Here is a 24,043-nt window from a genome sequence, read left to right as displayed (position 1 = left end):
ACAGCTTTGTTACCCATTTAAGACCTTTCATCTCTCGTCCTTAATAAAGTGAATTGTTATCATTTAGCCCAAAAGCGAGCTAACATCCTGTTCAAACAAAGGCTAAGCAAACACCTTTTGTGCCCAACGCGTTAGTCCTGCTGTAACACTACCAAAGTGATCTCCGACGACAATAGGCGTTTCGGGATGCATAGCGGCAATCTTATCGTATATAGCAGGGCTTCTTGCTGTGCCGCCAGTGACATAAATAACATCAGGCATCACGCCAGCTGTTGCCAATGCCTGTTTCATCAAAGCCTCTATTTTGGCGCTCGGCAATTCAATCGCCTCTTTAAATAGCGCTTGAGTAACTTCAGCATCAAGATGTGGACAAACATAATCTAGGTTTGTCGTCACTGACTCCACCTCTGATAAGCTAATTTTTATCTGCTCAGCACTGCGTACAATACGGTAACCCAATTGCTCTTTCTGCACTTTTAGCAGACGTTCGAGCAACTCTGGACGCTTAGCCTCTTTAATTAGCGCTTCAATTGTCCTGCGAGAATTGAGTGATGAAAAATCACGTTGTGCACTGATATCATTGACTGCCACCGCGTTCCAGAAAGGTTTACTCGGAACCGGCAATCCATTGAGCATATGACAACCTAGGCCTAAATGTGACATAAAAGCCTTCATCGATAAAGCGATATCAAGATCGTTACCACCGACCCGTTGACCGCTATGGCCGAGAAAATCTTGGCTTCTATCCTTTGATGCTACATGGGATGGTCCCATTTTAACCACAGAGCAATCCGTTGTACCACCGCCGACATCGACCACCAACACAATCTTGTCTTCGGTCAAGCTTGACTCAAAATCCATACCTGCAGCTAACGGTTCAAACAGAAAATCGACATCAATAAAACCCGCACGCTTGGCAGCGAGTCGCAATATCGTTTCGGCCTGTTGATTACTCTCTTCACCGCCGATCCCTTGAAAGTTGACCGGACGACCAATCACTGCATGCGTGATAGCTCCTTTACGGTTTAAACCATCAATAGATTCAGCCTGCTGCTTGATATGCAACATCATCATGGTGACAATATCTTCAAACAGGGCAACTTGCTCAGCTCTAAGTCCTGTCGCCCCTAAAAAAGATTTAGGTGAACGGACATAAAACCCCTCTTCCGGCATCTCCAAATACGCGTTAACCGCCTGTTCTCCAACAAAGACCACTTGTTCGTTTGGCTCTAAATCTAATTCCCTACGGGCATTTCGAGCGCGCGTAAGCTGTGCTGCACGAGCCTTTGCGTAATCCGCTTTTAGCTCGCTTGGCATCTGTTGATACACAGCCTCAGCGATCAACTCCCTGTCTAAGGCATAGAGAGTCGACGTTAAATAGTTAGAGCCAGCTGCCAAGGGCAGTAATCTCACCTCATTATCTTCCATGACACCAATGGCGCAATTTGCACTACCATAATCAAAACCAACAAACATTAAAGTGCCTCAAAGTGAAATAGCCAAATAAAAAGCCGTGAAAAATAACACACATTCAAATGAGTAAACAGAGTAATACAGATCTATATAACAAACAGGCAAATTTAAGCTCTTTAATGTACAAAATGGCATCAGACCTGATAGGTTCTAGGGGGAAGAGACTGAAGAGGTTAATCAATCAAAGAACAAATGCCTATTTGTTAGTCTGAACACTTAGGCGACGGCTTGCTCTTTCATCTGTTAACGATTTTTATTATATTCACTTTTAGAAGATTAATAAGGCTTACAAAAATATGCTCTACACTAGCGCTAACTGATCTCTATAGCTGGATCTTGAGCATCAACAATACTGCCTTCCCCAATAAATATTTTGGTTATTTCGCCAGCAATAGGCGCCTCATGAGGCACTTCAGTTTTCATCACCTCGAGAATAAACAGTACATCTCCCGCCTCGACTTTATCTCCAACTTCCACCAGCACTTTCCATACACTGCCAGGGATCTTAACTTCAACTTGTTGTGCCATTATTTATCTCCTTAAATTTACAGACTTACCAATATTTTAAGCCGTTAACGGATCGTTTTATATTAAATGGGTTAAACTGCTCATTTGGCACTTCTTATCTAATACTCGACGTAAATCTTGCGCTTCTTCGACACTCACCTGTTTGAATCGATATCGATCACCTGGTCGCGATTGCGCCAACTTCCAGAATGCCGCCGAAATAACCGTATAAGGATTAATAAATCCTCCCATACTTGGGCCATCACTCACTAGAATTATCGGTGTTTGCCCTGCAAGGTTTATCGCCCCTAAAGGATAACCATGATCAATAATATTGGACGGTTCACTACCATGTTCAGGGGCTTTGTTATGTGCTTTATTCGTAAAGGTCCAATCAGGTCCATCTAAGCGAAAGCCAGTGCGATCGCTTTTAGCTGAAAGCACCCATTCAATGTCTAAAAATCGTTGCTGGCCCGCTTGATCAATCCAATCATCATTAGGGCCCGCTACCACCTCTATCTCCCATGTTTTATCTTTCGATAACGCTGGCATACATTCTGGTTTAACCTGACAAGGGATCACTTCTGCTTTGTCAGCCAAAGGCAAGCAGTCTCCATCCTTTATCGCATAACCAGTAATGCCACCCACTCCTGCTTTAGTGAACGTAGATTGAGATCCCAACCAAGGTTTACTGTCGATGCCTCCTGAAATGGCGATATAGCTGCGTGCTCCACTAGAGGCAAATGGCAAAGTAAGCACATCGCCAGACTTAACTTGAATGCTTTGCCACATTGCAACCGCAACACCATTAACCGTTGGTGACATATTGGCTCCCGTCACAGCGATAACCCGGTCATCTGTAAACTTTAAGCTTGGCCCAATCAATTGACACTCTAACCCTGCAACCCCAACATCATTACCCACCAATAAATTGGCTAACCTAAACGACCAGGAATCCATCGGACCAGACTGTGGAAATCCTTGGTTCCAAAAACCAATTCGCCCAGGATAATCTTGAATAGACGTTTCTAAACCACCTTTTATAACTTCAATCATCATTCGCCCCTAGAATCGTTTATCTGTATCAATGGAGTTCAACCAATTTTTATACTGACTCACAGAAAATTTTTGATAATCCACTACGTTGTATACATAACTTTTATCAGCCACTCTTTTCTCTATATCAATAAACTCTTGCTCACTAATTGGCACAAACTTGACTCGATCTCCAGGCTTAAATAAACAGATACTCTGTTCAAACTCAGGGAAACTAGCTTGTGTGTCCCAAATAGGCACAGGAGTTCGTCCAAAAATTTGATAGCCGCCAGGGGTTGAAACGGGATAAATGGCTGTCGATGCCCCTCCCATTCCAACCGCTCCTTGCGGTGTCCAAGTCCGTGGAGGATTGTACTTAGGCGCCGTTAAGCGACATCTTGGATCCAGAGGCATCATAAAGGGCAGTCCTGGCCAGAAACCTAAAGAGGCTACCCAATATTCAGTACCTGAATGAACCCGCACCAGTTCATCCACGTCACTCAGGCCATTTAACTCTGCCACCAACTCTGGATCTAATTGCTTAGCATGAATTTTTTCTTGGTAGTCTTCAACACACTCACGAGTCCAAGGGTCTAGATAACAGCAAGGCAAATAAAACAGCCGACTGGGCAGTTCTATCTCTTCAATTGAGCCGAGCCCATTAATCAGTGATGATAATTCTCTGACTAAATCGTGATAACCAATCAAATCTGGATCGTAGTACACTAGAATTGAAGCGAATGCTGGCGCTGTTTCTATGACCCCCTTGATAGTAGATTGCTTGATCACGGCACCCAAGCCTTGGCCTAAAAAATTCAACTCTAAATTCATTTCATTGCCAAATTCCACAAGAATATAGCGATCTCCACCTGGAGAAAATTTTGCTTCTGGGTATATCATCTTCATCTCCTAAATAAGATCATTTAAATGTTCATCTACAAAGTGAGTTGAAATCATGCCATCAATAAACTGGGGGTGTTTCAGTGTTGCCAGTAGAAAAGCAATATTATTTTTAACTCCCTTAACAGTAGATTGTTTAAGCAAGCTCTTCATTTCATTAATGGCTTGACTACGATCTACTCCCCAGACAACCAATTTAGCTAACATAGGATCATAATGAATCGTGACGCTATCACCGACCCTATAACCGGTATCAATACGGGCATTTTCATTCACGCCAATAGTAAATTCACACAGTTCTCCTGGTGAGGGGATAAAATGAAAGCTTGGGTCTTCGGCATACAAACGGCATTCAATTGCAGCCCCAGTGGTGATTATCTCATCTTGTGTGATAACGACTTGTGTTCCCTCTGATTGGCTGATCTGCATTTTGACTAAATCACGACCGGTCACCATTTCAGTCACAGGGTGTTCGACTTGAATACGTGTATTCATCTCCAAGAAATAAAACTTTTGCGTATCAGCATCCAGTACAAATTCAACCGTGCCAGCCCCTTGATAGTTTTGATGCTGAGCTAAACTTACTGCCGCAATAGCCATATTCGCAACAACATCAACCCTTAGATTTGGGGCTGGAGACTCTTCGATAATTTTTTGAAATCGTCTCTGAATGCTGCACTCTCGTTCATGTAGATGAATTGCTTTACCATGACCGAAACCGAATATTTGAATCTCTATATGCCTTGCATTAGCCACATAGCGTTCAAGGTACAAGGTTCCATCTCCGAATGCTTGTTCTGCTAGATTAGCCGTTGATTCGACCACTTCTGTTAACTTGGTAGGATCGGTCACTAGCTTCATTCCAATCCCTCCCCCCCCAGCCGTTGCTTTGACAAGTAATGGAAAGCCAATCTCACTCGCAAGCCCAAGTAAATCGGGATGCTCATCAATGGTGAATCTATCGGTACCTGGCAGCACCGGAACATTAGCCGCTTTGGCTAACTGACGTGCGCTGTCTTTATCACCCATCGCATCTATACAATCAGGGCTCGGACCAATCCACAACATGTTCTCGCCGACAACTTTACGAGCAAAGCCACTGTTTTCTGCTAAAAAGCCGTAGCCTGGATGAATAGCATCTACATTTGCCGACAACGCCACATCCAATATCGTTTGTTGGTGCAGGTAACTCTCTTTAGGGGATGCTGGTCCAACACAAAAGGCTTCATCTGCAAGTTCACAATGTAAAGAACCAAGATCTGCTTCTGAGTATATTGCAACGGTCAATATACCCATTGATTTCGCGGCGCGTATGACTCTACAAGCAATCTCACCACGGTTAGCCACGAGTAATTTATTTATTTTTGTTTTCATAAGACACTCTTATTATATTGAAAATGTTTAACAGTCTGACTAACCACCTGTCCGATCTCTTTCGCATTTGGGGTATCTGAATGAATACAAACACTCTGAATTTTGATCGGTATTACAATGCCGTTAATTGAACTAACGGTCCCATCATGTAAAACCCGTTCCATCTTTTCTCTTACCTGTTCTGGATCGATATGATGATGTTCTCGAGTAATAATTAATTGGCCCTTATCGCCATAATCGAGATCAGCATAGAACTCAGCAACAAACTCAACTTTATGCTGGCGGCAAGCTCGTTCTAAAACGGTGCCTGACATGCCGTAAATGGGAACATTAAATTTTTGTGCTACATCACATAGTACACCAGCTGTATCCTCATCAACCGCTGCTCGACCATATAAGGCACCGTGGGGTTTAATGTGGTTTAACGGCATGTTTAACGTTTCTAAAAATCCTTTTAGCGCCCCTATTTGGTAGATGAGATCTGAACGTAACTCCTCACAGCTCAACTCAATAAAACGACGACCGAAACCTTGTTTATCTGGATAAGAGGGATGAGCACCAACTTTTACACCATGTGCTTTAGCCAATAAAACGGTTTTATGCATAATCACAGGATCTGATGCATGAAAGCCACAAGCAACATTCGCCGCAGTAATCAAATCCATTAACTCTTCGTCATTGGCTAACTTATATAAGCCAAAGCCTTCACCCATGTCGCAATTAATTTCAACAGTCATCATCAATTCCCCATTCTTTGTCTAAATTGATCCGCGAGCACGGCAATAATTAACAGTGCGCCAATGACGACAATTTGAAAGTATGATCCAACCTTAGCCAAGTTCATGCCGTTTTGAATCAAACCAATAAACAAAGCGCCCATCACCACACTAGGAAGTCGTCCAACACCACCACGCAATGACACTCCAGCAATGACACAAGCAGCAATAGATTCAAGTGGCAACGAAGCACCAATATTGGCCTCACCCGTTTCTAAACGCGCGGTTAATAACAAACCACTGATGGCGGCTAATAGTGCACACAAAACATAAGTGCTAAATAACACCAACTTGGTATTGATGCCTGAAAGTCTTGCGGCTTTAACATTACCGCCAACAGCATAAAAGTAACGACCACCCACGGTATAATTGAGAAAGAACCATAAGAAAATAGCGATAATTAATGTGATAACAACAGGTGTTGGTATCCCCAATATCTGACCAAAACCAAACAGATCACTAAAACTTTCTGGCATGCCATAAACCGGCGTTCCTCCTGTTAAATATAAAGCAAGGCCTAAACCGATTGAGGACATACCTAAGGTCATCATAAACGGAGAGACTCGACCATAAGCCACCCCAAGTCCATTAACCACACCTATCATCATGCCTGCTAGTAGCCCAGCAACAGAACCAACAGAAATGGATAACCCCACTTGTTCAGGCCATTGTAAGTGAGCCCAAGCCATCACCATTGCAGCGATAACGGATGTCAACGCAATAATAACGCCGACAGACAAATCAAAACCTCCGGTGAGCAAGGCAAACATTTGTCCCATCGCGACTAACATTAAATACGTTGATTGCCTTGCAACATTGAGCAAATTGTCTGTGGTTAAGAAGTTTCCAGAAAGTAAACTAAACGTCACCACCGCAATTAATAACAAAAATGGCAAAACACCCAACCGATAAAATATATGACTAATGACTTTCATCGCCTTATTTATTCCTCCTAAACCAATATGGCGAATGTTGCTGTGCAGGTTAGAAATCATGCGGCCTCTCCTTTAGCAAAAAAGTGGCTAAGTACTTTTTGCTCAGTAATGTGTTCTTGCTCTAAATGCACAGCTATTTGCCCTTCACAAAAAACATAGGCTCTGTGTGTTAAATGGATTATTTCAGGAAGATCTGAGGAGATAAGTAAAATTGCAGCCCCTTGTTGACATAGCTCAGCTATAAATTGGTAGATGACTTTTCGAGTCGCAACATCAACACCTACCGTTGGTTCATCAAAAATAAACACCTCAAATTGTCGAGAAAGCGCTTTAGCTAGCATAACTTTCTGCTGATTCCCGCCACTTAAACTGTTAACCAGATGATGAGAATCATCCGCTTTAATACCCAGCCTTTTCATTAATTTGTTGATACGTTGTCGTTCATTATTTGTTTTTAAAACATAGCTATAATCAAAACTGAACTCAGCGGTTTTTAAGGCGCTCAGGGTCAAGTTATGGCCAATACTGGCATCAAGCACTAAACCTGAGTCATGGCGATCGGGTGAGCAGTAATACAATCCAGCCTCAATCAACACGCTAGGGCTAGCAGCTGAAATATCTTTAGCACAAACCTTGATTTGACCATGGGTTTTAGGTGCTAACCCATAGCAGACTTGGGCAAACTCCGACTTGCCAGAACCAATAAGTCCGGCTAAACCCACAATTTCCCCCTGCTTTACATGCAGACTTATGTCATTAATCCCAAGATTTGAGGATAAATTGGTCACTTCAAACATGATGTTTCCGGCAGTGGACTCAACATGAGGAAACACATCAGATGCAGAACCTCCGGTCATCATCTCGACTAAACTGTTTTCATCAAGATCTCGGGTGTTTAAACGTCCAATTAAATGCCCATCCCTTAGCACTGTGACTCGATCTGATATTTGGCGAATTTCAGCCATGCGGTGGGTAATATAGATAATCCCAACGCCTTGTGACTTAAGCTTATTCACTAACCTAAATAACTGCGCCGTTTCATGTTCAGTTAACGACGCTGTAGGTTCATCTAAAATAAGCACTGAAACGTTGGCACAAAATGCTTTTGCAATTTCCACCATCTGTTGGCCTGCACGAGGTAACTCACCAACGATTTTATTCGCTGTTAAATCGAATTCCAACTCATTAAGCACTGCATTGGCTTTATTGTTCATTGCCGCTTTATCTAACATATAACCACTAGATAACTCATTACCGAGAAACATGTTGTCCGCGACAGTTAATTGCGGAACTAAAGAAAACTCTTGAAACACAGCACATATTCCTAATAACCTCGCTTCTTTCACTGACGAAAAAGCCACATTCTTGCCATCGTAATTAATCTGACCTGAACTTGGTTTATTCGCACCGGCTATTAATGAGATTAACGTTGATTTCCCCGCACCATTCTCACCAAACAAAACATGCACTTCACCTCTTTTTAATTCAAAATTAATAGGATGAAGAGCTGTGTTTTGTCCATAATTCTTGCCTATATTAGATAATGACATAACAATGTCATTATCCTTGTTCAACGCTAAATTCATGATTGACTCCACCTTTTAATCAAGATTAAAAGTAGGTTTAAAATTCACAGGCGCTAATGCACCATCACGATTGAACGTGTTGATGTTGCTTTTATCGACCATAAAAAGCTGTGGCCCTACATGCATACGATATGGAATCCCCTCTAGAACGCGAACAGCCTGATCAACCGCTATTCGGCCCTGTATCACCGTTGAGTCAGTGGGAGCCGCCATGATCCTTCCAGACTTAATGCCACTTTCAACACCGGGGGTAAAATAGTAAGAGATGACTTTTATTTTCTTATCAAGCCCTCGGCTTCGTAAAATACTCGCAGCCGCTTCAGCTGTAACCGCGGTTCCAACGATGTAGTCGACATCAGGGTGAGCCTGTAAGGTGTCTTCAACCAATTTAGTTTGAACCTCTTTTCCAGTATCACCGTATTTGGTTTCAAGCAGCTCAATAGCGCCATTGGCAACGGCTGCTGAAAAGCCTTTATGACCCGCCTCTACCCAACCAGCACCTGAAGGTCCGGGAAACCAAGCAACCTTCATTTTTTTCGATCCTTTTGGATGCATCGACACTAGGTACTCGCCGGTTTTTCCACCCATTTCGCCAAAAGAGACCAATGATTTAGCGACAATATCCGTTGATGAGACACCGTTAATAACATCAATGACAGGAATGTTTTTATTACGCGCCTCACTTATAACGTTATTCAATCCTTGGTAAGAGATAGCACCGACAATGACTGCATTAGCACCGGAGGAGATACAATCTTCAATCTGTGAAATCTGCTTACTCAGATTGGTATACCCTCCTGCCTCAACTAAATTTATGTTGACGCCTAAACGTTTAGCTTCATCAATAATTCCGTAATTAACCGCGGTCCAATAAGCGTCTTTCATGTGTGGAAATGACACACATAACTGCCATTTTTGTTTCGCTCTTTTAAGAGGAACGTAGTTCAAACTGGTTTTTTCACTTTTCATATCAAAAGGTGGGTTGAGTACATCGACTTCATAGGGGTACCAATTTACATCTTTACTTTCAGATCCATAACTTGGGTTAGTCGATAAAACTAAGGCCATGAAAATAAATATTAAATGTGTAAATTTCATTTTAATCTCCATCATTATTGTTATTAAAATTTGTAGTGGTATTGAATTAATCCAAAATAAAACTGACTTTGTTAAAAACTTGTTTTATCTTTAACCCTACGCAAACATTTGTAAATTTAGAATTTCAGCTCATTAAATTCTGATTTTCAGAATCATAAAAATATAAAAACTATGCTTTTAATAGACTGATTAATAAGTGAAATTATTTTGTAAATTAACAGGAGAATATTCGTGTCCATCACACTGAGACAAATAAGGTATTTTGTTGCGGCAGCAGAAAGCGGCAAAGTCACCGAAGCTGCAGCCTCAATTGGGATTTCGGCATCAGCAGTCACTAGCGCAATTCAAGAACTTGAATCTATGTTAGGTGTTTCTCTATTTGATCGACATCATAAAGGCTTAAAACTGACTTATAACGGCTACCACTTTTTACAGCATTGCCAAAACATTCTCTCTGCCGTCTCTACCGCGATGCACACATTCAAAGATCGAAAACAATATTCAGGAAAGCTAAAGCTCGGTGTAAGTCCGACGGTTTCTGGTTACTTTTTAACCCCGCTTCTCTCTCGGTTTGGACGCGCATTTCCTAATGTGGATGTCGAAATATTAGAATTAAAACGACAAGTAGCAGAATCCAAAATAACGAATAATCAAATTGATATTGCAATATTATTAGTCTCCAATGCTCAAGCTAGTGACCAGTTGTCCAGAGAAATATTAGTCAGTTCTAAGCGCAAGGTATGGACAGCAACCGATCACCCTTTACTACAAAAAAAATCAATCACCCTCAACGATATAGCGTCATATCCCTATATACAATTAACCATTGATGAAGCCGCTAAGAGCCATATGAATTATTGGGATATGTTTAACTTAAAACCCAATATAGTATTTGAAACCAGTGTGATAGAAGCAGTAAGAAGCATGGTTGCAACCGGTGAAGGTATAACCATTCTGTCTGATATGGTTTATCGACCTTGGTCTTTAGAAGGTGAAAGAATAGAATCACGTAGTATTATCGATGATATACCAAGTATGGATGTTGGTCTTATGTGGCTGACACAAAAAGAGCTTCCTGAGTTAACTCAAGCCTTTATCGAGTTCTGTAGGATGGAATATAATTCAGGACAAGCAAGATAAACAACGGTTAAATATAAGCGATGTTTATTTAAGTTCTATCTCTACAAATGAAAAGTCAAAATCATTAATGTTAACCACATTATGCTCAACACCTGATAGCCGTGAGTATGCTTTACCCGCTTCTAATTCAATAATATCATTGCCACTACTTGTTTCTAATAACAAACGCCCATCCATACCAGGAACCACAATATAATCTAAACGGTGATGATGCCAACGAGTTTCTGCACCAGCAGAAAAACACCACTTTGTGACCAATACTCTGTCATTATCAATTTGAACGTTTGAAATAGCTCTACCTCTAATTGAATCCATAAAAACCTCACAAAGAACCACTTAGTCACATTGATTGATATCACTAAGTGGTTATTAATAATATTACATTTAGTTTAATGTTCTATATTAGAAAAAATACACAGCGCCTAAATTTACCCCTAGGTTATCAATGCTTTGATTTTTATTATTTTCAGATTCATACAGAGAAACCTCAGCCACCAAAGTTAGGCCTTCAAACAAGCTATGATAGGCACCAAATGTCACTTTTTCACTTTGTTTAAGATTAATCAACGGGTCGTTGGCATTTCTGTCTAATGTTGATATTCCATAATTAATACCTAAACGAGTATCTGTAAAGCTATACATGGCTTGCACAAAGTAACCATTAGAATTTCTCGCATTACCTTGAGCATCGATGCCATCGAAAAACAACCCAGAGTGACCAACACCTTTCGCATCATGGTAAGATGCCACAAGAGAAAGCGCCCCAAAATTCATTTTACCCGTGACATCCCACGCAAAAGCCGTCTCACTAATATCTTCGTTATCAACCTTCTGAACTAACCAGGTGCTAGATATAAAGCCTTGATCAAACTCATACTTTAATCTTCCATGGAAACCTGGTGTTTTAGAGCCAGAGTCTCCTACATAGGTATTTTCAGCTCCAAGGGTTGATGGATCAAGCGGTTGATATACACCGACAGTTGCACTCACACTATTTTTGGTAGGAAACGAATAGTTAATTTGTGCTAAACGGTCGACAAATATGTAACCATATCCTGAACTACCCAATGTGGTATTTAATGGGGATTTTATGATGGCTGAGGCTCCTACGCCCAATAAAGACATATCAGACAAAATGACGTCTATTCCGAATACACCGTAATCTCGTCCAATTTTAACCTCACCATAATGTTCATTTTCAATGGTTAAATATCCTCTAAAAGACTCTGTTGTGCCCCCAGAATTAAATGGTCCATTTGTCACTGTTCCTCCTTCATAAGCAAAGTGCACGGCAACATGATAATCATTAACCGTTCTGGAAATTCCGAAATCGATACCTGTTGGTAAATATCCATTTGCAACAGAGGTTGCATCATCGCCTGTACATAATAATGGGTTACCCGCGACGACATTAGTACTGTCATCACACTGCACATAAGACAGATGGCCATTAACATTGCCATTTATATTTAACGTCCATGGATCGACTTGTATTTCTATCGCTTGTGCGCCATAACTGGCGATACCAGCAGAACATCCAAATAATATTGATACTATTAACTTTTCTTTGCACTGTTTCATTATCTATTCCTATTTAATTATTTTTGTTGTTTCTTTGAACAAAACTACATCCATTATTAAATTTGTAAATTCACAAATACTATTTAGAATATTCTGAAAAATAGAACGCAAAGAGTAAAAATAAAAAAGATACCCATGACAAAAATATAAATAGTTAAATATTAATAACTAAGAATACTCAATTGGGAAGTAAATTGATGAGCTTGAAAATGGATAAAATAAAGAGAAAATTATTCAATGACAGAAACAAAAAAAAGCCGTCAAAGACGGCTTTTTCAACAGCATTGAAGTATTAATCGCCCGATACAGGATCAATAAATCTCTTATTACCAAATGAGTATAGACGCCATTTCAACATCCAACTCACTAATTTCTATTTTTTATATTAACCTTAAGCTGTGCTTTCTTAAGGTTTTCTTTGTACTCTCGGCGGTTTTGAATCACCACACCGACATCGCTACCGATATGAGCCTCACCACGTATATCTGCCAGTTGCATTTGGCGCTCGCGTTCTTCAAAGCGTTGACGCTGTTTATCTGAAATAGTATCGATACAATAAGGACAACTCACACCCTGAACAAATGCCTCACTGGTTTGCTCAATCTCTGTTATCGGCATACGACACGCGTTACATTGATCATATTGACCTTTTTCCAGATTATGGTTAACGGCAACCCTATTATCAAACACGAAACACTCACCTTGCCACAAGCTCTCTTCCTGCTTAACCTCTTCAAGATACTTAAGCACGCCACCTTCAAGGTGATAAACCTCATCAAAACCCTGCTCCTTAAGGTAAGCGGTGGATTTTTCACAGCGGATCCCGCCAGTACAAAACATGGCCACTTTTTTATGTTTCGCAGGATCGAGATGTTCTTTTACATAAGCTGGAAATTCACGAAATGTGTCGGTCTTAGGATCGACAGCATTTTTAAAGGTCCCTATCTTCACTTCATATTCATTACGGGTGTCGACCAGTAACACCTCTGGATCTGAAATGAGCGCATTCCAATCTTTGGGCTTAACATAAGTGCCAACCACTTTCAGGGGATCAATTCCCTCTACTCCCATGGTCACGATCTCTTTTTTTAGTTTTACCTTAGTACGGTAAAAAGGCATGGTTGCATCAAACGAAAACTTATGCACTATATTATCAAGACTTGGTTGTTCGGCCAGCCAACTAAGCAAGTTATCAATTGCCTTTTGTGAGCCTGCAACCGTACCATTTATCCCTTCGTTAGCCAACAACAAGGTGCCTTTAATGCCTGATTTTTCCATTTCGGTTAATAGGGGCTTCTGGATCAATTCAAAACCAGGAAGGGAAACAAACTTATAAAGGGCACAAACAACAACTTGGGACATACTAACCTCTACTGCTTGCTGGAGCTTAATCTCCAGTGCATATTGACTCAATGGTAAACCAACCCAAATAGTGAGCTGGCTCGCAAAAAACAGCGAGAATCTTACATGGGTCACCATAAAATAAACAGAGATAAAAAGTAAGGTTATTAAATCTTAATTGTTTTTTGATAAAAAAAACCACAACATAGTATCGAATTCAAGCTGCTCACCAGAGAAAACCATGTCTTTAGCCACTCTCTACTCTTTTAGACGCTGTCCCTATGCCATGCGTGCTCGACTTGCTATTTATCTATCCAGCACTCAAGTCATGTTAAGGGAGATTATGCTTAAAAATAAACCTCCACACCTGTTAAATGCATCTCCAAAGGGGACCGTGCCGATACTCATCACTGCAGATAACCAAGTGATTGATGAGAGTATCGATATTATGCGTTGGGCTTTAATGCAAAACGACCCTAGGGACCTATTACTCGCCAAGCAGCCGGAGTTACAAGCGGTGGCCATGAGCTTAATCAGCAATAATGATCATGAGTTTAAGCCTTGGTTAGACAGGTACAAATATGCTGACAGATACCCTGAATTCACTCAAACTCATTATCGCGATCAGGGCATGATGTTTATCTCCCAACTGGAAAACTTTTTGACGAAACACAATAACTTACTTAGTCATACAGCGTGTATCGCCGACTATGCTATCTACCCATTCGTACGACAGTTTGCCCATGTGGATAAAACCTGGTTCGACGCATCTCCTTGCCCAAATGTGCGAAGGTGGCTTGCCAAACATCTATCAAGTACCTCTTTTATCAACATAATGATGAAATATCCACTCTGGCTCGATAATGAAGAGGAGTTTGTATTTAGCAAATCCTTAAGTTCTAAGATTCACATTGATTAAATCTATTTTTCTTAGGATATAATCCGCGATTTAATGACGCTATACTCAGTTCAAAAATACTACATATATGCAAAAGCATCGGAAAACATTTGATCTAAATTCGCATTTCTTTTTGCAACTAATTGCTCTTTTGCCGCCTTTGTCATCAGATTAGGCCCACAGACATATATATCAAAAAGAGTAAGAACGGTAAAATCATCCATTACGGCATCAATGACGGTTCCTTTCTTGCCTAACCACGTATCTTCATCATCTTCTAAAACCACAGGTACATATTTTAAGTTACTGTATTTGTAAGATAATGCTTGCAGTTCATCGTCAGCATACAGAAAACCACTATTTTTTACCCCCCAATAAACATAAATAGGTTGAGTGAAGCTTCGATTTAAACAGTTTCTAAGAATACTGTTGATATAAGATAAGCCAGTGCCACCAGCAATTAATAATATTGGTTTGTTACTGTCATCACGTAGCCATGCTTCTCCATGTGGAGCATCAATTACAATAGTACTATTGTGCATTAAAGCATCAACGAAGAATTCCATCGTATCTAAAGAGCAGTTTTTATTAGAACTACCAATATGTAATTCAATCATACTATTGTCTGTAGGACAGCTAGCAATCGAGAATGGTTGTTTCTTGCTATCATTTAAATAAACATATATATACTGTCCAGCTTTAAAACTAATAGGTTGTTGAAGTTTAATATATATTTTATATATATTGTTATTTGTTGACTCTATCCTTGATATGTTACATTTCATCTTCATATATCCACCATATCGCATTAACCATTTACTTTAATAGCCTTCGTCATAGAGAGTGCACATCCCTTCTGTGCACGTGTATTTAATCTCCTCACTATTTCAACTTTTGTTCCAGGGTAAGGATCAGGGCTTTTAACATGATGAATGATGCCAATATCATCTGTTACAATAAAAGCTGGATATCCTGTTGATGATGCATCCATGTAACTCAATAATCCTTGTTCACCATCAGCAACTGGTAGTAATGTTACAGGATCAAGAGCGCGAGCATATACCCATGGAGGAACATGCTTTCGTTGATATTCGTCTTCAAAAAAACATGTATTTAACTCAACTTGATTAAAGGTATCTCTAATTTGATTTATATCGTGAAGATGAAATGTTTCCATCAACATTTGATTGAAATCATCACGATTTAAAGACTCATTTTGATTTAATTTCCAACCACCACCAGTGATAATATATAATCGTCCCCCAGCATTAAAAATAATATTATTTTTTTTAATATACTGACATAAAAGATAAATAAAGTAAGGAGGACCGATTAAACAGATATCTTTTGTCGTGCTATTAATACGAAACAAGTGATGCATTGTTTTTTCAAAATTGATAATATCATCATCTACTGTAAATTCAGTTGGATAAAGAAGCTCAACCAAACTCATCACATACTTAAACCATACATTATTAGTGTTAAAACGATCAGGACCAAGATTCACCAACTCCATTTTATGCTCAAACCAATTACCAACATACTTCATTCCAAAATTAACTGAACCAAGTAATCGTTCAATACTTAGCCGATCGCGAGCAATATGACTTTTCATACCGTTTGTACCGCTACTTGTATACCAATTCTCAATCTCACGCTCTCTAGCTGTATGTAATTTTATATATTTAAAAACAGATGTTGGGAATACAGGAATATCATCAATTGAAGTGATATTTTCATTAACATGCTGTGTAATGCAATAGTTCCTATAATCTTCATTCCTATTATAATGATAGTTAAATGCTTGAAGGATAAGTTTATCTTGAATCTCTTTTTGCTCTTCAAATGACCATTCATTTGGATTACTCATGAATATAAGATCATCGATTTCTGAGCTTACTATAACTTGATGTTTTTCAACCATGTATTGAGTATTCATATACAACCTGAATTATCGAAATCATTAATAAAGCTTTAAATAGCGGCAGACAAATACATTCTTACCACTATTTAAAAACTAACAAATACTACGCCTTAATATTACTAGCAATTTTTTCATTTACCATATTAATCACACCTTTAATATCACAATGTTCTTTCATAGATTCAAATGATAACAAAATATTTTTAACACCAGTCTTATCAACGGCTAATTTAATAGGTGCATAATAATCATCATCAGTACCAATAGCATTCTCACTAATAATTGAATTTAATTTAGTAACATGATCAATATCTGGATATGTTTCTAAAATGTAATTCTTTAAATACTCCTTAGCCTCCTCACGAGCTACATTACCGTCAGAATTCAAATTAACAATAACCGTAAGTTGATGTTCCACACTTGAAGTATCAATGCCATGCTCCATAGCAACTTTATTATACAGCACTGCATAACTTTCTTTATCTACAAGACTATCATCCCATTTAAAAGTCAAAGGTAGTGCTTTCTTTGCTGCCCACTCAACGACACTTTTACTTGTTGCAGTAACATATTGTTTAGGACCTCCTTCACTAAAGCAATGTGGATTGATTGACACTTTTGGAAAATCATAAAAATCATTTTGAGGATGGCAATAGCCAGTCGTCAACGCATCATTAATGATGTCATAACAGGCTTCAAATTGTTGCTGTCGAGATGAACGTTGACGCTTGAAAAAATCCATCTCAAAGTCATTTTCACTATTACTGATACCAAGAATAAAACGACCTTCAGACATCTGATCTAATAAACTTGACTCCTCAGCTACACGCACTGGGTGATGAGTTGTAATCACTTGATTAAGAGAACCAATATGCAGTTTATTAGTCATCCCAAGTAAAAAACCTGCAGCTGTAATAGGAGAACCTATAATGCCGTTCTTAGAAAAGTGATGTTCATAGATGAAAACTGTATCGAAATGATATTCTTCAGAATCTACAAGAGAGACTGTATTAACCATATTATCTAAGGTTTCTTCTGACGTCATACCATCGAGCTGAAAATTGAGGAAAAACAATCCAAATTTCATAGTGTGTTCCTTACTATATTTAACTAAATATATTAATGATTAGCTAGGTTTTCTCAAAAAAGGAGCCACCTGAGTCATAAAGCGCCCCATAGAATCCACAATTTCATCTTCACTACCATTTGCTTCAAAACCACAGGTAATATTAGTGATTCCTGTGGCATCAATATCACGTTGTATAATGGTAATACACTCTTCAGGTGTACCTACAGGGTTAATTTCATAACTGTAATCAACACGCTTTCTACTATTTGTGTGACCTTTTAATACAAAATCTCGCCATTGACCTTTATGATAGTCATAACCACGAGTTTGGTTGCTATCATTGAATATATTGGTGGCATTAACATAAGAGTTATACCAATTAGCTAGGAAAGCACGGCATATTTCACGGGCCTTATTACTATCTTTATCAACAGAACATATAAATGTCATACAATGGTCAATCTTAGTAATATCATGACCATGCTCTGTCGCAATCTCATTATAAAGATCCATTTGTGCCTTTTTCTCGTTGGTTCCAATTATCCAACTAAGCACCATTGGCAATCCACGTTCAGCTAACCACTCCGTTGTACTGGCTGATTCAGCAGTCATACACGTTGCAATCTCCTTCGAATAAGCTGTTGGATAAACCTCAACTTCAGGAAATTCAATATGCTCTCCATCAGAGCTTACTCTTCCTGTCTTTACGCCATCTATGATCATTTTATGGAAGTTTTGAGTTATCCCACGTGAATTTTCCATGTTGACGCCAAATACTCGAAAATCTTTATGATACAAACCTCGGACAACGCCAAAGTTAAAGCGACCTTTAGACATTTGATCCAATAACAACACATCCTCTAATTGACGAACTGGATGAGCCGTAGGCAGTACTACGCCCATAGTTCCTACTTGCAATGTGCTAGTTCGGCCAAGTAGATTTGCTGCAGCAACAAAAAGGTTACCTGTAAGACCAAACTCTGTAAAATGGTGCTCAAGAGTCCAGTATGTATCGAAACCAAGCTCTTCCGAAGCAACACCAAGTCGAATAAAACGATCCATTACCTGTTTATGAGTCTCACCAGGTGGCTGATATGAAAAACAAATATTTCCGAACTTCATAATATTTTCCTTTATTTGATATCACGGGATATGGCTATTAATTCATCAACTCTAGAAATTCATTTTCAATTTTATTTTTTAATCTTCGCTCTTGTACTGTGACACTCGTTAACACTTCAAACCCTGGTTCGATAATTTCAACATTTAGATCTACTGATCCATTATCCAAAGATATTGCAGCCTTAGTCACTGATTGATAAAAATTTCTTAGTACTACAAGATTTTCACCTAAATCGTGGGAACTGCCAATTAAGGAGTAAAGTTTGCATTTTTTAGACGTAATACAACCCATCACCTCCAACACTTCAGATTGTTTAACCCAATCATCGTTATTAGCAGTAAATGCAATAAATGGAATGTTTAAATCTTTCATTTTACTTTTTGTTGACTCTAACGTGTCCCAATTATGTTTAAAACAATCAGTCACAAAAATTTTAGAGCCCAAATTATGACCTTCAAAATCTAGATCTTCAGGTAAGTCTTCAATATTTAATTGTAAGTAATCATACTTGAGTGATCTTTCTAATGTATCTCTCAAATTTACAACCCCAACAGCTGTCACTAAAAAAGATAAATCTACTTCACTTGCTATTTCATATGCAATACGAGCAGATAGGCTTGCAGCAATCAAACCTAACTTATTAATATTACGCCCCTTAAGCCATTCGATTACGATAAGCAAACTATCTTTACCAATCGACATTGAAAACTCATTAATATTTCCGCTACTCAAGCCAACATGATGAAGTGAGTCATAACGAATAACATGAAAACCATTGCTTGATAGATATTCAGCTAAACCTGCAAAATGATCCATTCTTCGAGCAAAACCTGAAGCGATAAGAATTGTATTATTCCTTAACTCAGTATTATCTTTTGGTAACGTCTCCCAAACTCTGATTTCTTTATCATTATCAAGATGAATAACATGATCTATCGCGAAGCAAAGACTTGAGCATTCCATATGATTTCCTTTTAAATTATGGGACAAAAACTAAAAACTTATCTTCTTGTAAATAACGTGTCTGTTCTATTCCTACAGCAACATCTTTTGTTGTATAATCAGATGGCCTCTCTTGAGATATATAATTAACTAAATGCTGAAGAGGGCGCATACCATCATGGGAACCACCGACTCTAAATATATTATTCATACCTGATTCAACGATACGCTGAACACCACGTTCAGCGAGTTGATCTCTATATTTAAATGAGGATTCCCATGGAGTTATCGAGACTGTTTGCGTAGTACTCCCATTAATAAAAGGAAGTATGTCAGATAATTCTGAGACATGATGAACATAGACAGAACGTGATAAAGGTTGACTACCGAGTGCATTTAAAGGTGATTCAACAATTAACCAACTTTGGTTTATCCCCTTTTTCACTTTATACCCTGCAAATAAACATTCTTTTTCTGTTAAACTAAAAACAGCTCTCTCATCAAAACTTTGAAAACCTTTTGGTAAAATATTCTCATAAAGAGTTAACTGTTTTTCAAGTTCATCAATAAATAAACTTATTTTATCTCCTATGTAATATACATTCTGGGTAGAAAAACATGCTTGCTGATCATAAAAGCAAATATCATGAGCTACACCCGTTGCCGCTATAATCATATCTTCTGGGTTATCCACAATACTGATGCTTTTCTTCGGACCAAACTTTAGAATGTTAATATTAGCTGGTGTATACTTAACAGCCCATTTAATAGCTTCATCTCCCCCCCAAGCCACCACAACGTCAGCATGTTTCATTATTATTTTTGGCAGAGAAATATCTTCATCATGCGACCAATACATCACCGACATAGAGCGAGTTATAGGGTGGTCAGCATCAGTGTCAATAAAGCTTGATATCAATGCCGTAGCGGTAAATGGATCTGCTGAAGATGTTTTAACAATGCACTCGTTTTTAGTTAAAATAGCCCTAAGAATAGAAGTCACTCCTGACAGAGGTACATTACCAGCCAATAAGTGCACAGACTTCCCCTTGGGAAATGCTTTAACATAGCACTCTCCTTGAGCAATCCATTCATCAATAATGTGCAGCGAGCCTAAGTCATATTTTACAATGTCATATAAAGCACTTTTGGAGCAAAGCAACATTGCAATCCAATTTGCTTCTAATTTTGCCATTTCACTTGAATACCCAAGGCACTGTTTTAAATTTCTAATATATGTTCGGCGACGAGCATACTCTTCACTCTTCCAACGCTGTCCAACAGTATATAGAAAATTAATTATTTGATTTAATGTTAGATTGATTTTTATTTTGCTTCCTATTAATAAATTAATATGATTACTATCAAGAACAGGAATGAAAACCTTCTGTTCATTACTTAATGTTAGCTCTTTAGTTTTTCCACCTACAACGTCTTGAATTACACCACCAATTATTATCGGAATACATTTTGTCATTGACAACCTCTTTATTTACATAATAGTTAACACCTAGATTCATTTACACCAACCACCTATTTAACTCCACATCGTCAATTCTAAGACTACACGACTATAAATATATAACCTTTAGCTTCACATTATTAATATATCACTGCTTTTTTAAAAATATCATTAACAGGCATAGATAACACAACTGATTTGGTTGAACCTAGTAAATGAACCTGTTGATCACCAATACGATGGCAAGGGATTTTAATTCGTTTCAAAAACCTTTCAATAGCTGTGGATGTCACTGAAACATATTCTTTTATCCCATTACTTATCGCATAAGTGTATATAGCTTCGAAAAGTTTCATTGTTATTTCACTACTTACCCCATTCATTGTTGAACTCTGTTTTTCAACCGCAAATCGACTTAACTCAACAATAGTAGGGTCATTAGGAACATCTTGATCACCAAGTAATTCTGAGAATACCGTTCTTAACATGTAGTCTCCGGTAGTAGGTAGTAAGCGCCAACAACCGTTAACTTTATCAGTATTATCGCAAGCGTATATATATTTAGCATCCGCATTATCATATTGGTCTGATTCAATACCTAGCCCTGAAGTTAATTCCCACTGCAATCTTAAAATAAATACTTGATAACGCAAGCGCAACAAACCAATATATTCTCTATCTGGAATAGTAAGGAACTCTGATTTTTTTATAATGATAGTCATACCACCTCCCTTTGGAAATCACTATAGCAATCATGAGTAATTCGTAACCCTGTATTATCTTACAGGGTTACGACACTGTTCTTATCAATACAGATCTTTACAAGGTTTACTTCCCACTACGACTTTAGTTTAATAATATAATATAAGCAGTTGTTAGCAATGCGGAACAGAGTGTAATGTGCTAGCATGACAAAAGACACACAATCTAAGTATATACATGAAATGGATTTTAAATGAATAATTTTGACATTGGCATGGTATTTGAAATTAACAATAAACTTCGTCAATCTGAAAGTAATAATGACATTAACTTATGTCTATCTGAGTTAACTTTATTTCTTCGTTGTGAATATTTTCTATTTGTTATAGTAAACCCAACATCTATGATTAAAACAGACTTATTTATTTTAGATAACTACCCTAAACATTGGAAGGAATACTATAATAATGAAAACCTAATTAAGCATGATCCTGTTCTTGATTATTGTATATCGAATTATTCACCCATAATTTGGAGTATGCTAAAACAACACAATAATATAAAAAAAGAACAAAATGTAATAGAGCAGGCAAAAAGTGTCGGTTTATTTTCAGGGTTTAGCTTTCCTATACATACCAAGAACCAAGGTTTTGGATTAATCAGTTTTGCTAATTCAAAACATGCAAAATCATTAAACACTATATGTTCAAATGCTTATATTTGCGTCCCATTAATCATTCCAGAATTATTAGATAGTTATCAAAGAGTTAATAAGAATATTGATAAAGTTTGTACGTATTTAACACAAAGGGAAAAAGAGTGTTTAGCTTGGATTTGTGAAGGTAAAACCACCTGGGAAATATCTAAAATACTGGATCGTTCAGAAAGAACGATTTCTTTTCATCTTACTAATTTACAAGCCAAACTTGGTACTAACAATCGCTGTCAAAGTGTCTCAAAATCGATCTTAACAGGAATAATTAATCCATTTTCCTCATCATAGTCTGCGGCAATGATCATATCTAAAGAGCTTAATTCATCATCAGGATAGCGCTCTTAAAGCAAGCCATATCTTCTACATTATCAAGCTCACAGTAAATACTATGCTACTGTAACAATAGTGATAGTTTCACACTCTTTAGTTTAGCGTAGGAAAACGTGTCACTTTTAATAGGAGAACTTCATGTTTTGGTTTTTTATATCTACATTCATGCTAATACTGCTAATTGCCTTAATCTTTGTCTATTTTATCCCCTCATACCTATATCGATTAATAACTTACATCATCCGTTATTTCTCTGGATTCAACCGTAAACATATCACTCTACTTGGTGAGCATTATGTTTATCTAGATAACGTAATGATAAGCAACAAAATAAACGATAAACCAATACTCCTTATGCTCCATGGCTTTACCGCAAACAAGGATAACTGGCTGCAAATGTCGTTATTTTTAAATAAAAAATATCGAATCATTGCATTGGATTTACTTGGGCATGGAGAGAGTGATTCACCGTTTGATGCCGACTACAGTGTCGAAGCGCAGGTTAAACGTGTCCATTTGTTTGTTACCAAAATCCAACTAGCCCCTTTTCATATACTTGGCAGTTCTATGGGAGGACAGATTGCTGCAACCTATGCAGCCCTATTTCCCAAGGAAGTTCTATCGGTCACTTTATTTGATAATGCAGGTATCGATAGCCCAATTAAGAGCGATATGTTTCGTGATTTGGCTTCGAACCGTCCCAATCCATTGATTGATTGCACAAATCCGATTGAATACTTTAACTACACTTTCTATAAGTCAACTCATATCCCAAAATTTCTAAAGCAAACACACTTGGCACTTCAGGCACATAAAAAACGATTACATCACAAGATATTTAATGATTTTCACCATAATGATCTTCTCCCTTACTTAAATAGAATTCAAGTTCCGGTACTGATTATATGGGGTGAGAAAGACAGAATTTTAGACAAAAGTGCCCTGGATAAGATTTGTCCATTACTCAATAATGTTCAAGTAATATTACTTAAAAACACAGGTCACCTCCCTATGATTGAATCCCCAAAAAAGAGTGCTGTTTTATTTAATCACTTTGTTGAACAACTTAAAAATTAAACTCGAAACAAGTCTAGGGCGAAAAAGTCTTAGCATTCAAAATCTATTTATCATC

The 24,043-nt window shown here is 38.2% G+C and carries 23 protein-coding genes; 4 read left to right on the top strand and 19 right to left on the bottom strand.

From position 1 onward, the window contains the following. Window positions 1-102: 102 nt before the first annotated feature. The 9 genes from yegD to torT all read right to left on the bottom strand — a co-directional run bounded on the left by yegD (window position 103) and on the right by torT (window position 9,684). Complete coding sequence (gene yegD, locus HWQ47_RS11060; RefSeq protein WP_269971171.1) at window positions 103-1,476, bottom strand: molecular chaperone; 1,374 nt, start codon at window positions 1,474-1,476, stop codon at window positions 103-105. Between the two features lie 309 nt (window positions 1,477-1,785). Then, the gene (locus tag HWQ47_RS11055; RefSeq protein ID WP_269971170.1) at window positions 1,786-2,001 is read right to left on the bottom strand and encodes an acetyl-CoA carboxylase biotin carboxyl carrier protein subunit; all 216 of its coding nucleotides are present in this window, start codon (window positions 1,999-2,001) and stop codon (window positions 1,786-1,788) included. Between the two features lie 57 nt (window positions 2,002-2,058). Then, window positions 2,059-3,039: a biotin-dependent carboxyltransferase family protein gene (locus HWQ47_RS11050; protein ID WP_269971169.1), complete on the bottom strand. Its 981-nt coding sequence runs from the start codon at window positions 3,037-3,039 to the stop codon at window positions 2,059-2,061. A gap of 6 nt (window positions 3,040-3,045) precedes the next feature. Further along, window positions 3,046-3,915, bottom strand: a complete 870-nt coding sequence (locus tag HWQ47_RS11045) for a 5-oxoprolinase subunit B family protein (protein ID WP_269971168.1) — start codon at window positions 3,913-3,915, stop codon at window positions 3,046-3,048. A 9-nt stretch (window positions 3,916-3,924) separates the two neighbouring features. Beyond that, complete coding sequence (locus HWQ47_RS11040) at window positions 3,925-5,289, bottom strand: acetyl-CoA carboxylase biotin carboxylase subunit (protein ID WP_269971167.1); 1,365 nt, start codon at window positions 5,287-5,289, stop codon at window positions 3,925-3,927. Then, window positions 5,286-6,029: a 5-oxoprolinase subunit PxpA gene (pxpA, locus tag HWQ47_RS11035; protein ID WP_269971166.1), complete on the bottom strand. Its 744-nt coding sequence runs from the start codon at window positions 6,027-6,029 to the stop codon at window positions 5,286-5,288. The genes HWQ47_RS11040 and pxpA overlap by 4 nt, the downstream gene beginning before the upstream one ends. Beyond that, window positions 6,029-7,060, bottom strand: a complete 1,032-nt coding sequence (locus tag HWQ47_RS11030) for an ABC transporter permease (protein ID WP_269971165.1) — start codon at window positions 7,058-7,060, stop codon at window positions 6,029-6,031. The genes pxpA and HWQ47_RS11030 overlap by 1 nt, the downstream gene beginning before the upstream one ends. Beyond that, the gene (locus HWQ47_RS11025) at window positions 7,057-8,586 is read right to left on the bottom strand and encodes a sugar ABC transporter ATP-binding protein (protein ID WP_269971164.1); all 1,530 of its coding nucleotides are present in this window, start codon (window positions 8,584-8,586) and stop codon (window positions 7,057-7,059) included. Before HWQ47_RS11025 ends, HWQ47_RS11030 begins: the two co-directional genes overlap by 4 nt. A 15-nt stretch (window positions 8,587-8,601) precedes the next feature. Beyond that, complete coding sequence (torT, locus tag HWQ47_RS11020; RefSeq protein WP_269971163.1) at window positions 8,602-9,684, bottom strand: TMAO reductase system periplasmic protein TorT; 1,083 nt, start codon at window positions 9,682-9,684, stop codon at window positions 8,602-8,604. A 231-nt stretch (window positions 9,685-9,915) separates the two neighbouring features. Here torT and HWQ47_RS11015 point away from each other — a divergent pair, with 231 nt between their 5' ends. Then, window positions 9,916-10,824, top strand: coding sequence for a LysR family transcriptional regulator (locus tag HWQ47_RS11015; protein WP_269971162.1), 909 nt, complete (start codon window positions 9,916-9,918; stop codon window positions 10,822-10,824). 24 nt (window positions 10,825-10,848) lie between these two features. Here HWQ47_RS11015 and HWQ47_RS11010 read toward each other — a convergent pair whose 3' ends face one another. The 3 genes from HWQ47_RS11010 to trhO all read right to left on the bottom strand — a co-directional run bounded on the left by HWQ47_RS11010 (window position 10,849) and on the right by trhO (window position 13,767). Continuing rightward, window positions 10,849-11,139 (bottom strand): hypothetical protein, encoded by a 291-nt coding sequence (locus tag HWQ47_RS11010; RefSeq protein ID WP_269971161.1) that lies wholly within the window; start codon window positions 11,137-11,139, stop codon window positions 10,849-10,851. An 87-nt stretch (window positions 11,140-11,226) separates the two neighbouring features. Further along, on the bottom strand, window positions 11,227-12,405 hold the full coding sequence (locus tag HWQ47_RS11005) for a porin (RefSeq protein ID WP_269971160.1): 1,179 nt from the start codon (window positions 12,403-12,405) through the stop codon (window positions 11,227-11,229). Between the two features lie 366 nt (window positions 12,406-12,771). Then, the gene (trhO, locus tag HWQ47_RS11000) at window positions 12,772-13,767 is read right to left on the bottom strand and encodes an oxygen-dependent tRNA uridine(34) hydroxylase TrhO (protein ID WP_269971724.1); all 996 of its coding nucleotides are present in this window, start codon (window positions 13,765-13,767) and stop codon (window positions 12,772-12,774) included. A 220-nt stretch (window positions 13,768-13,987) separates the two neighbouring features. On the opposite strand from trhO, the gene HWQ47_RS10995 reads away from it, so the two are divergent. Continuing rightward, the gene (locus HWQ47_RS10995) at window positions 13,988-14,665 is read left to right on the top strand and encodes a glutathione S-transferase (protein WP_269971159.1); all 678 of its coding nucleotides are present in this window, start codon (window positions 13,988-13,990) and stop codon (window positions 14,663-14,665) included. A 59-nt stretch (window positions 14,666-14,724) separates the two neighbouring features. Here the strand turns inward: HWQ47_RS10995 and luxG are convergent, their stop codons facing one another. The 7 genes from luxG to HWQ47_RS10960 form a co-directional block, all read right to left on the bottom strand. Continuing rightward, a complete protein-coding gene (gene luxG, locus HWQ47_RS10990; protein WP_269971158.1) occupies window positions 14,725-15,435 on the bottom strand; it encodes a flavin mononucleotide reductase LuxG in 711 nt (236 codons plus the stop codon). A 17-nt stretch (window positions 15,436-15,452) separates the two neighbouring features. Next, a complete protein-coding gene (gene luxE / locus HWQ47_RS10985) occupies window positions 15,453-16,583 on the bottom strand; it encodes a long-chain-fatty-acid--protein ligase LuxE (protein WP_269971157.1) in 1,131 nt (376 codons plus the stop codon). Window positions 16,584-16,671: 88 nt separating this feature from the next. Then, on the bottom strand, window positions 16,672-17,655 hold the full coding sequence (luxB, locus tag HWQ47_RS10980; RefSeq protein ID WP_269971156.1) for a luciferase subunit beta: 984 nt from the start codon (window positions 17,653-17,655) through the stop codon (window positions 16,672-16,674). Window positions 17,656-17,694: 39 nt separating this feature from the next. After that, window positions 17,695-18,759: a luciferase subunit alpha gene (gene luxA, locus HWQ47_RS10975; protein ID WP_269971155.1), complete on the bottom strand. Its 1,065-nt coding sequence runs from the start codon at window positions 18,757-18,759 to the stop codon at window positions 17,695-17,697. Between the two features lie 37 nt (window positions 18,760-18,796). Further along, window positions 18,797-19,723: an acyl transferase gene (locus HWQ47_RS10970; protein WP_269971154.1), complete on the bottom strand. Its 927-nt coding sequence runs from the start codon at window positions 19,721-19,723 to the stop codon at window positions 18,797-18,799. Between the two features lie 16 nt (window positions 19,724-19,739). Continuing rightward, window positions 19,740-21,179, bottom strand: a complete 1,440-nt coding sequence (gene luxC, locus HWQ47_RS10965) for a long-chain-fatty-acyl-CoA reductase LuxC (protein WP_269971153.1) — start codon at window positions 21,177-21,179, stop codon at window positions 19,740-19,742. A 125-nt stretch (window positions 21,180-21,304) separates the two neighbouring features. Further along, window positions 21,305-21,886: an acyl-homoserine-lactone synthase gene (locus HWQ47_RS10960; protein WP_269971152.1), complete on the bottom strand. Its 582-nt coding sequence runs from the start codon at window positions 21,884-21,886 to the stop codon at window positions 21,305-21,307. A 233-nt stretch (window positions 21,887-22,119) separates the two neighbouring features. Here HWQ47_RS10960 and HWQ47_RS10955 point away from each other — a divergent pair, with 233 nt between their 5' ends. Both HWQ47_RS10955 and HWQ47_RS10950 read left to right on the top strand, forming a co-directional pair. Continuing rightward, window positions 22,120-22,869: a LuxR family transcriptional regulator gene (locus tag HWQ47_RS10955; RefSeq protein WP_269971151.1), complete on the top strand. Its 750-nt coding sequence runs from the start codon at window positions 22,120-22,122 to the stop codon at window positions 22,867-22,869. A 180-nt stretch (window positions 22,870-23,049) separates the two neighbouring features. After that, a complete protein-coding gene (locus tag HWQ47_RS10950) occupies window positions 23,050-23,988 on the top strand; it encodes an alpha/beta fold hydrolase (protein WP_269971150.1) in 939 nt (312 codons plus the stop codon). The last annotated feature ends 55 nt before the right edge of the window (window positions 23,989-24,043 follow it).

The sequence above is a fragment of the Shewanella sp. MTB7 genome (assembly GCF_027571385.1).
In the GTDB taxonomy this organism is placed as follows: domain Bacteria; phylum Pseudomonadota; class Gammaproteobacteria; order Enterobacterales; family Shewanellaceae; genus Shewanella.
This window is presented reverse-complemented; position numbering and strand designations above follow the sequence as displayed.

Coding starts and splice junctions, on each gene's coding strand:
- yegD (WP_269971171.1), bottom strand. CDS start 1,476: ATGTTTGTTGGTTTTGATTATGGTAGTGCAAATTGCGCCATTGGTGTC.
- HWQ47_RS11055 (WP_269971170.1), bottom strand. CDS start 2,001: ATGGCACAACAAGTTGAAGTTAAGATCCCTGGCAGTGTATGGAAAGTG.
- HWQ47_RS11050 (WP_269971169.1), bottom strand. CDS start 3,039: ATGATGATTGAAGTTATAAAAGGTGGTTTAGAAACGTCTATTCAAGAT.
- HWQ47_RS11045 (WP_269971168.1), bottom strand. CDS start 3,915: ATGATATACCCAGAAGCAAAATTTTCTCCAGGTGGAGATCGCTATATT.
- HWQ47_RS11040 (WP_269971167.1), bottom strand. CDS start 5,289: ATGAAAACAAAAATAAATAAATTACTCGTGGCTAACCGTGGTGAGATT.
- pxpA (WP_269971166.1), bottom strand. CDS start 6,029: ATGATGACTGTTGAAATTAATTGCGACATGGGTGAAGGCTTTGGCTTA.
- HWQ47_RS11030 (WP_269971165.1), bottom strand. CDS start 7,060: ATGATTTCTAACCTGCACAGCAACATTCGCCATATTGGTTTAGGAGGA.
- HWQ47_RS11025 (WP_269971164.1), bottom strand. CDS start 8,586: ATGAATTTAGCGTTGAACAAGGATAATGACATTGTTATGTCATTATCT.
- torT (WP_269971163.1), bottom strand. CDS start 9,684: ATGAAATTTACACATTTAATATTTATTTTCATGGCCTTAGTTTTATCG.
- HWQ47_RS11010 (WP_269971161.1), bottom strand. CDS start 11,139: ATGGATTCAATTAGAGGTAGAGCTATTTCAAACGTTCAAATTGATAAT.
- HWQ47_RS11005 (WP_269971160.1), bottom strand. CDS start 12,405: ATGAAACAGTGCAAAGAAAAGTTAATAGTATCAATATTATTTGGATGT.
- trhO (WP_269971724.1), bottom strand. CDS start 13,767: ATGTCCCAAGTTGTTGTTTGTGCCCTTTATAAGTTTGTTTCCCTTCCT.
- HWQ47_RS10995 (WP_269971159.1), top strand. CDS start 13,988: ATGTCTTTAGCCACTCTCTACTCTTTTAGACGCTGTCCCTATGCCATG.
- luxG (WP_269971158.1), bottom strand. CDS start 15,435: ATGAAGATGAAATGTAACATATCAAGGATAGAGTCAACAAATAACAAT.
- luxE (WP_269971157.1), bottom strand. CDS start 16,583: ATGAATACTCAATACATGGTTGAAAAACATCAAGTTATAGTAAGCTCA.
- luxB (WP_269971156.1), bottom strand. CDS start 17,655: ATGAAATTTGGATTGTTTTTCCTCAATTTTCAGCTCGATGGTATGACG.
- luxA (WP_269971155.1), bottom strand. CDS start 18,759: ATGAAGTTCGGAAATATTTGTTTTTCATATCAGCCACCTGGTGAGACT.
- HWQ47_RS10970 (WP_269971154.1), bottom strand. CDS start 19,723: ATGGAATGCTCAAGTCTTTGCTTCGCGATAGATCATGTTATTCATCTT.
- luxC (WP_269971153.1), bottom strand. CDS start 21,179: ATGACAAAATGTATTCCGATAATAATTGGTGGTGTAATTCAAGACGTT.
- HWQ47_RS10960 (WP_269971152.1), bottom strand. CDS start 21,886: ATGACTATCATTATAAAAAAATCAGAGTTCCTTACTATTCCAGATAGA.
- HWQ47_RS10955 (WP_269971151.1), top strand. CDS start 22,120: ATGAATAATTTTGACATTGGCATGGTATTTGAAATTAACAATAAACTT.
- HWQ47_RS10950 (WP_269971150.1), top strand. CDS start 23,050: ATGTTTTGGTTTTTTATATCTACATTCATGCTAATACTGCTAATTGCC.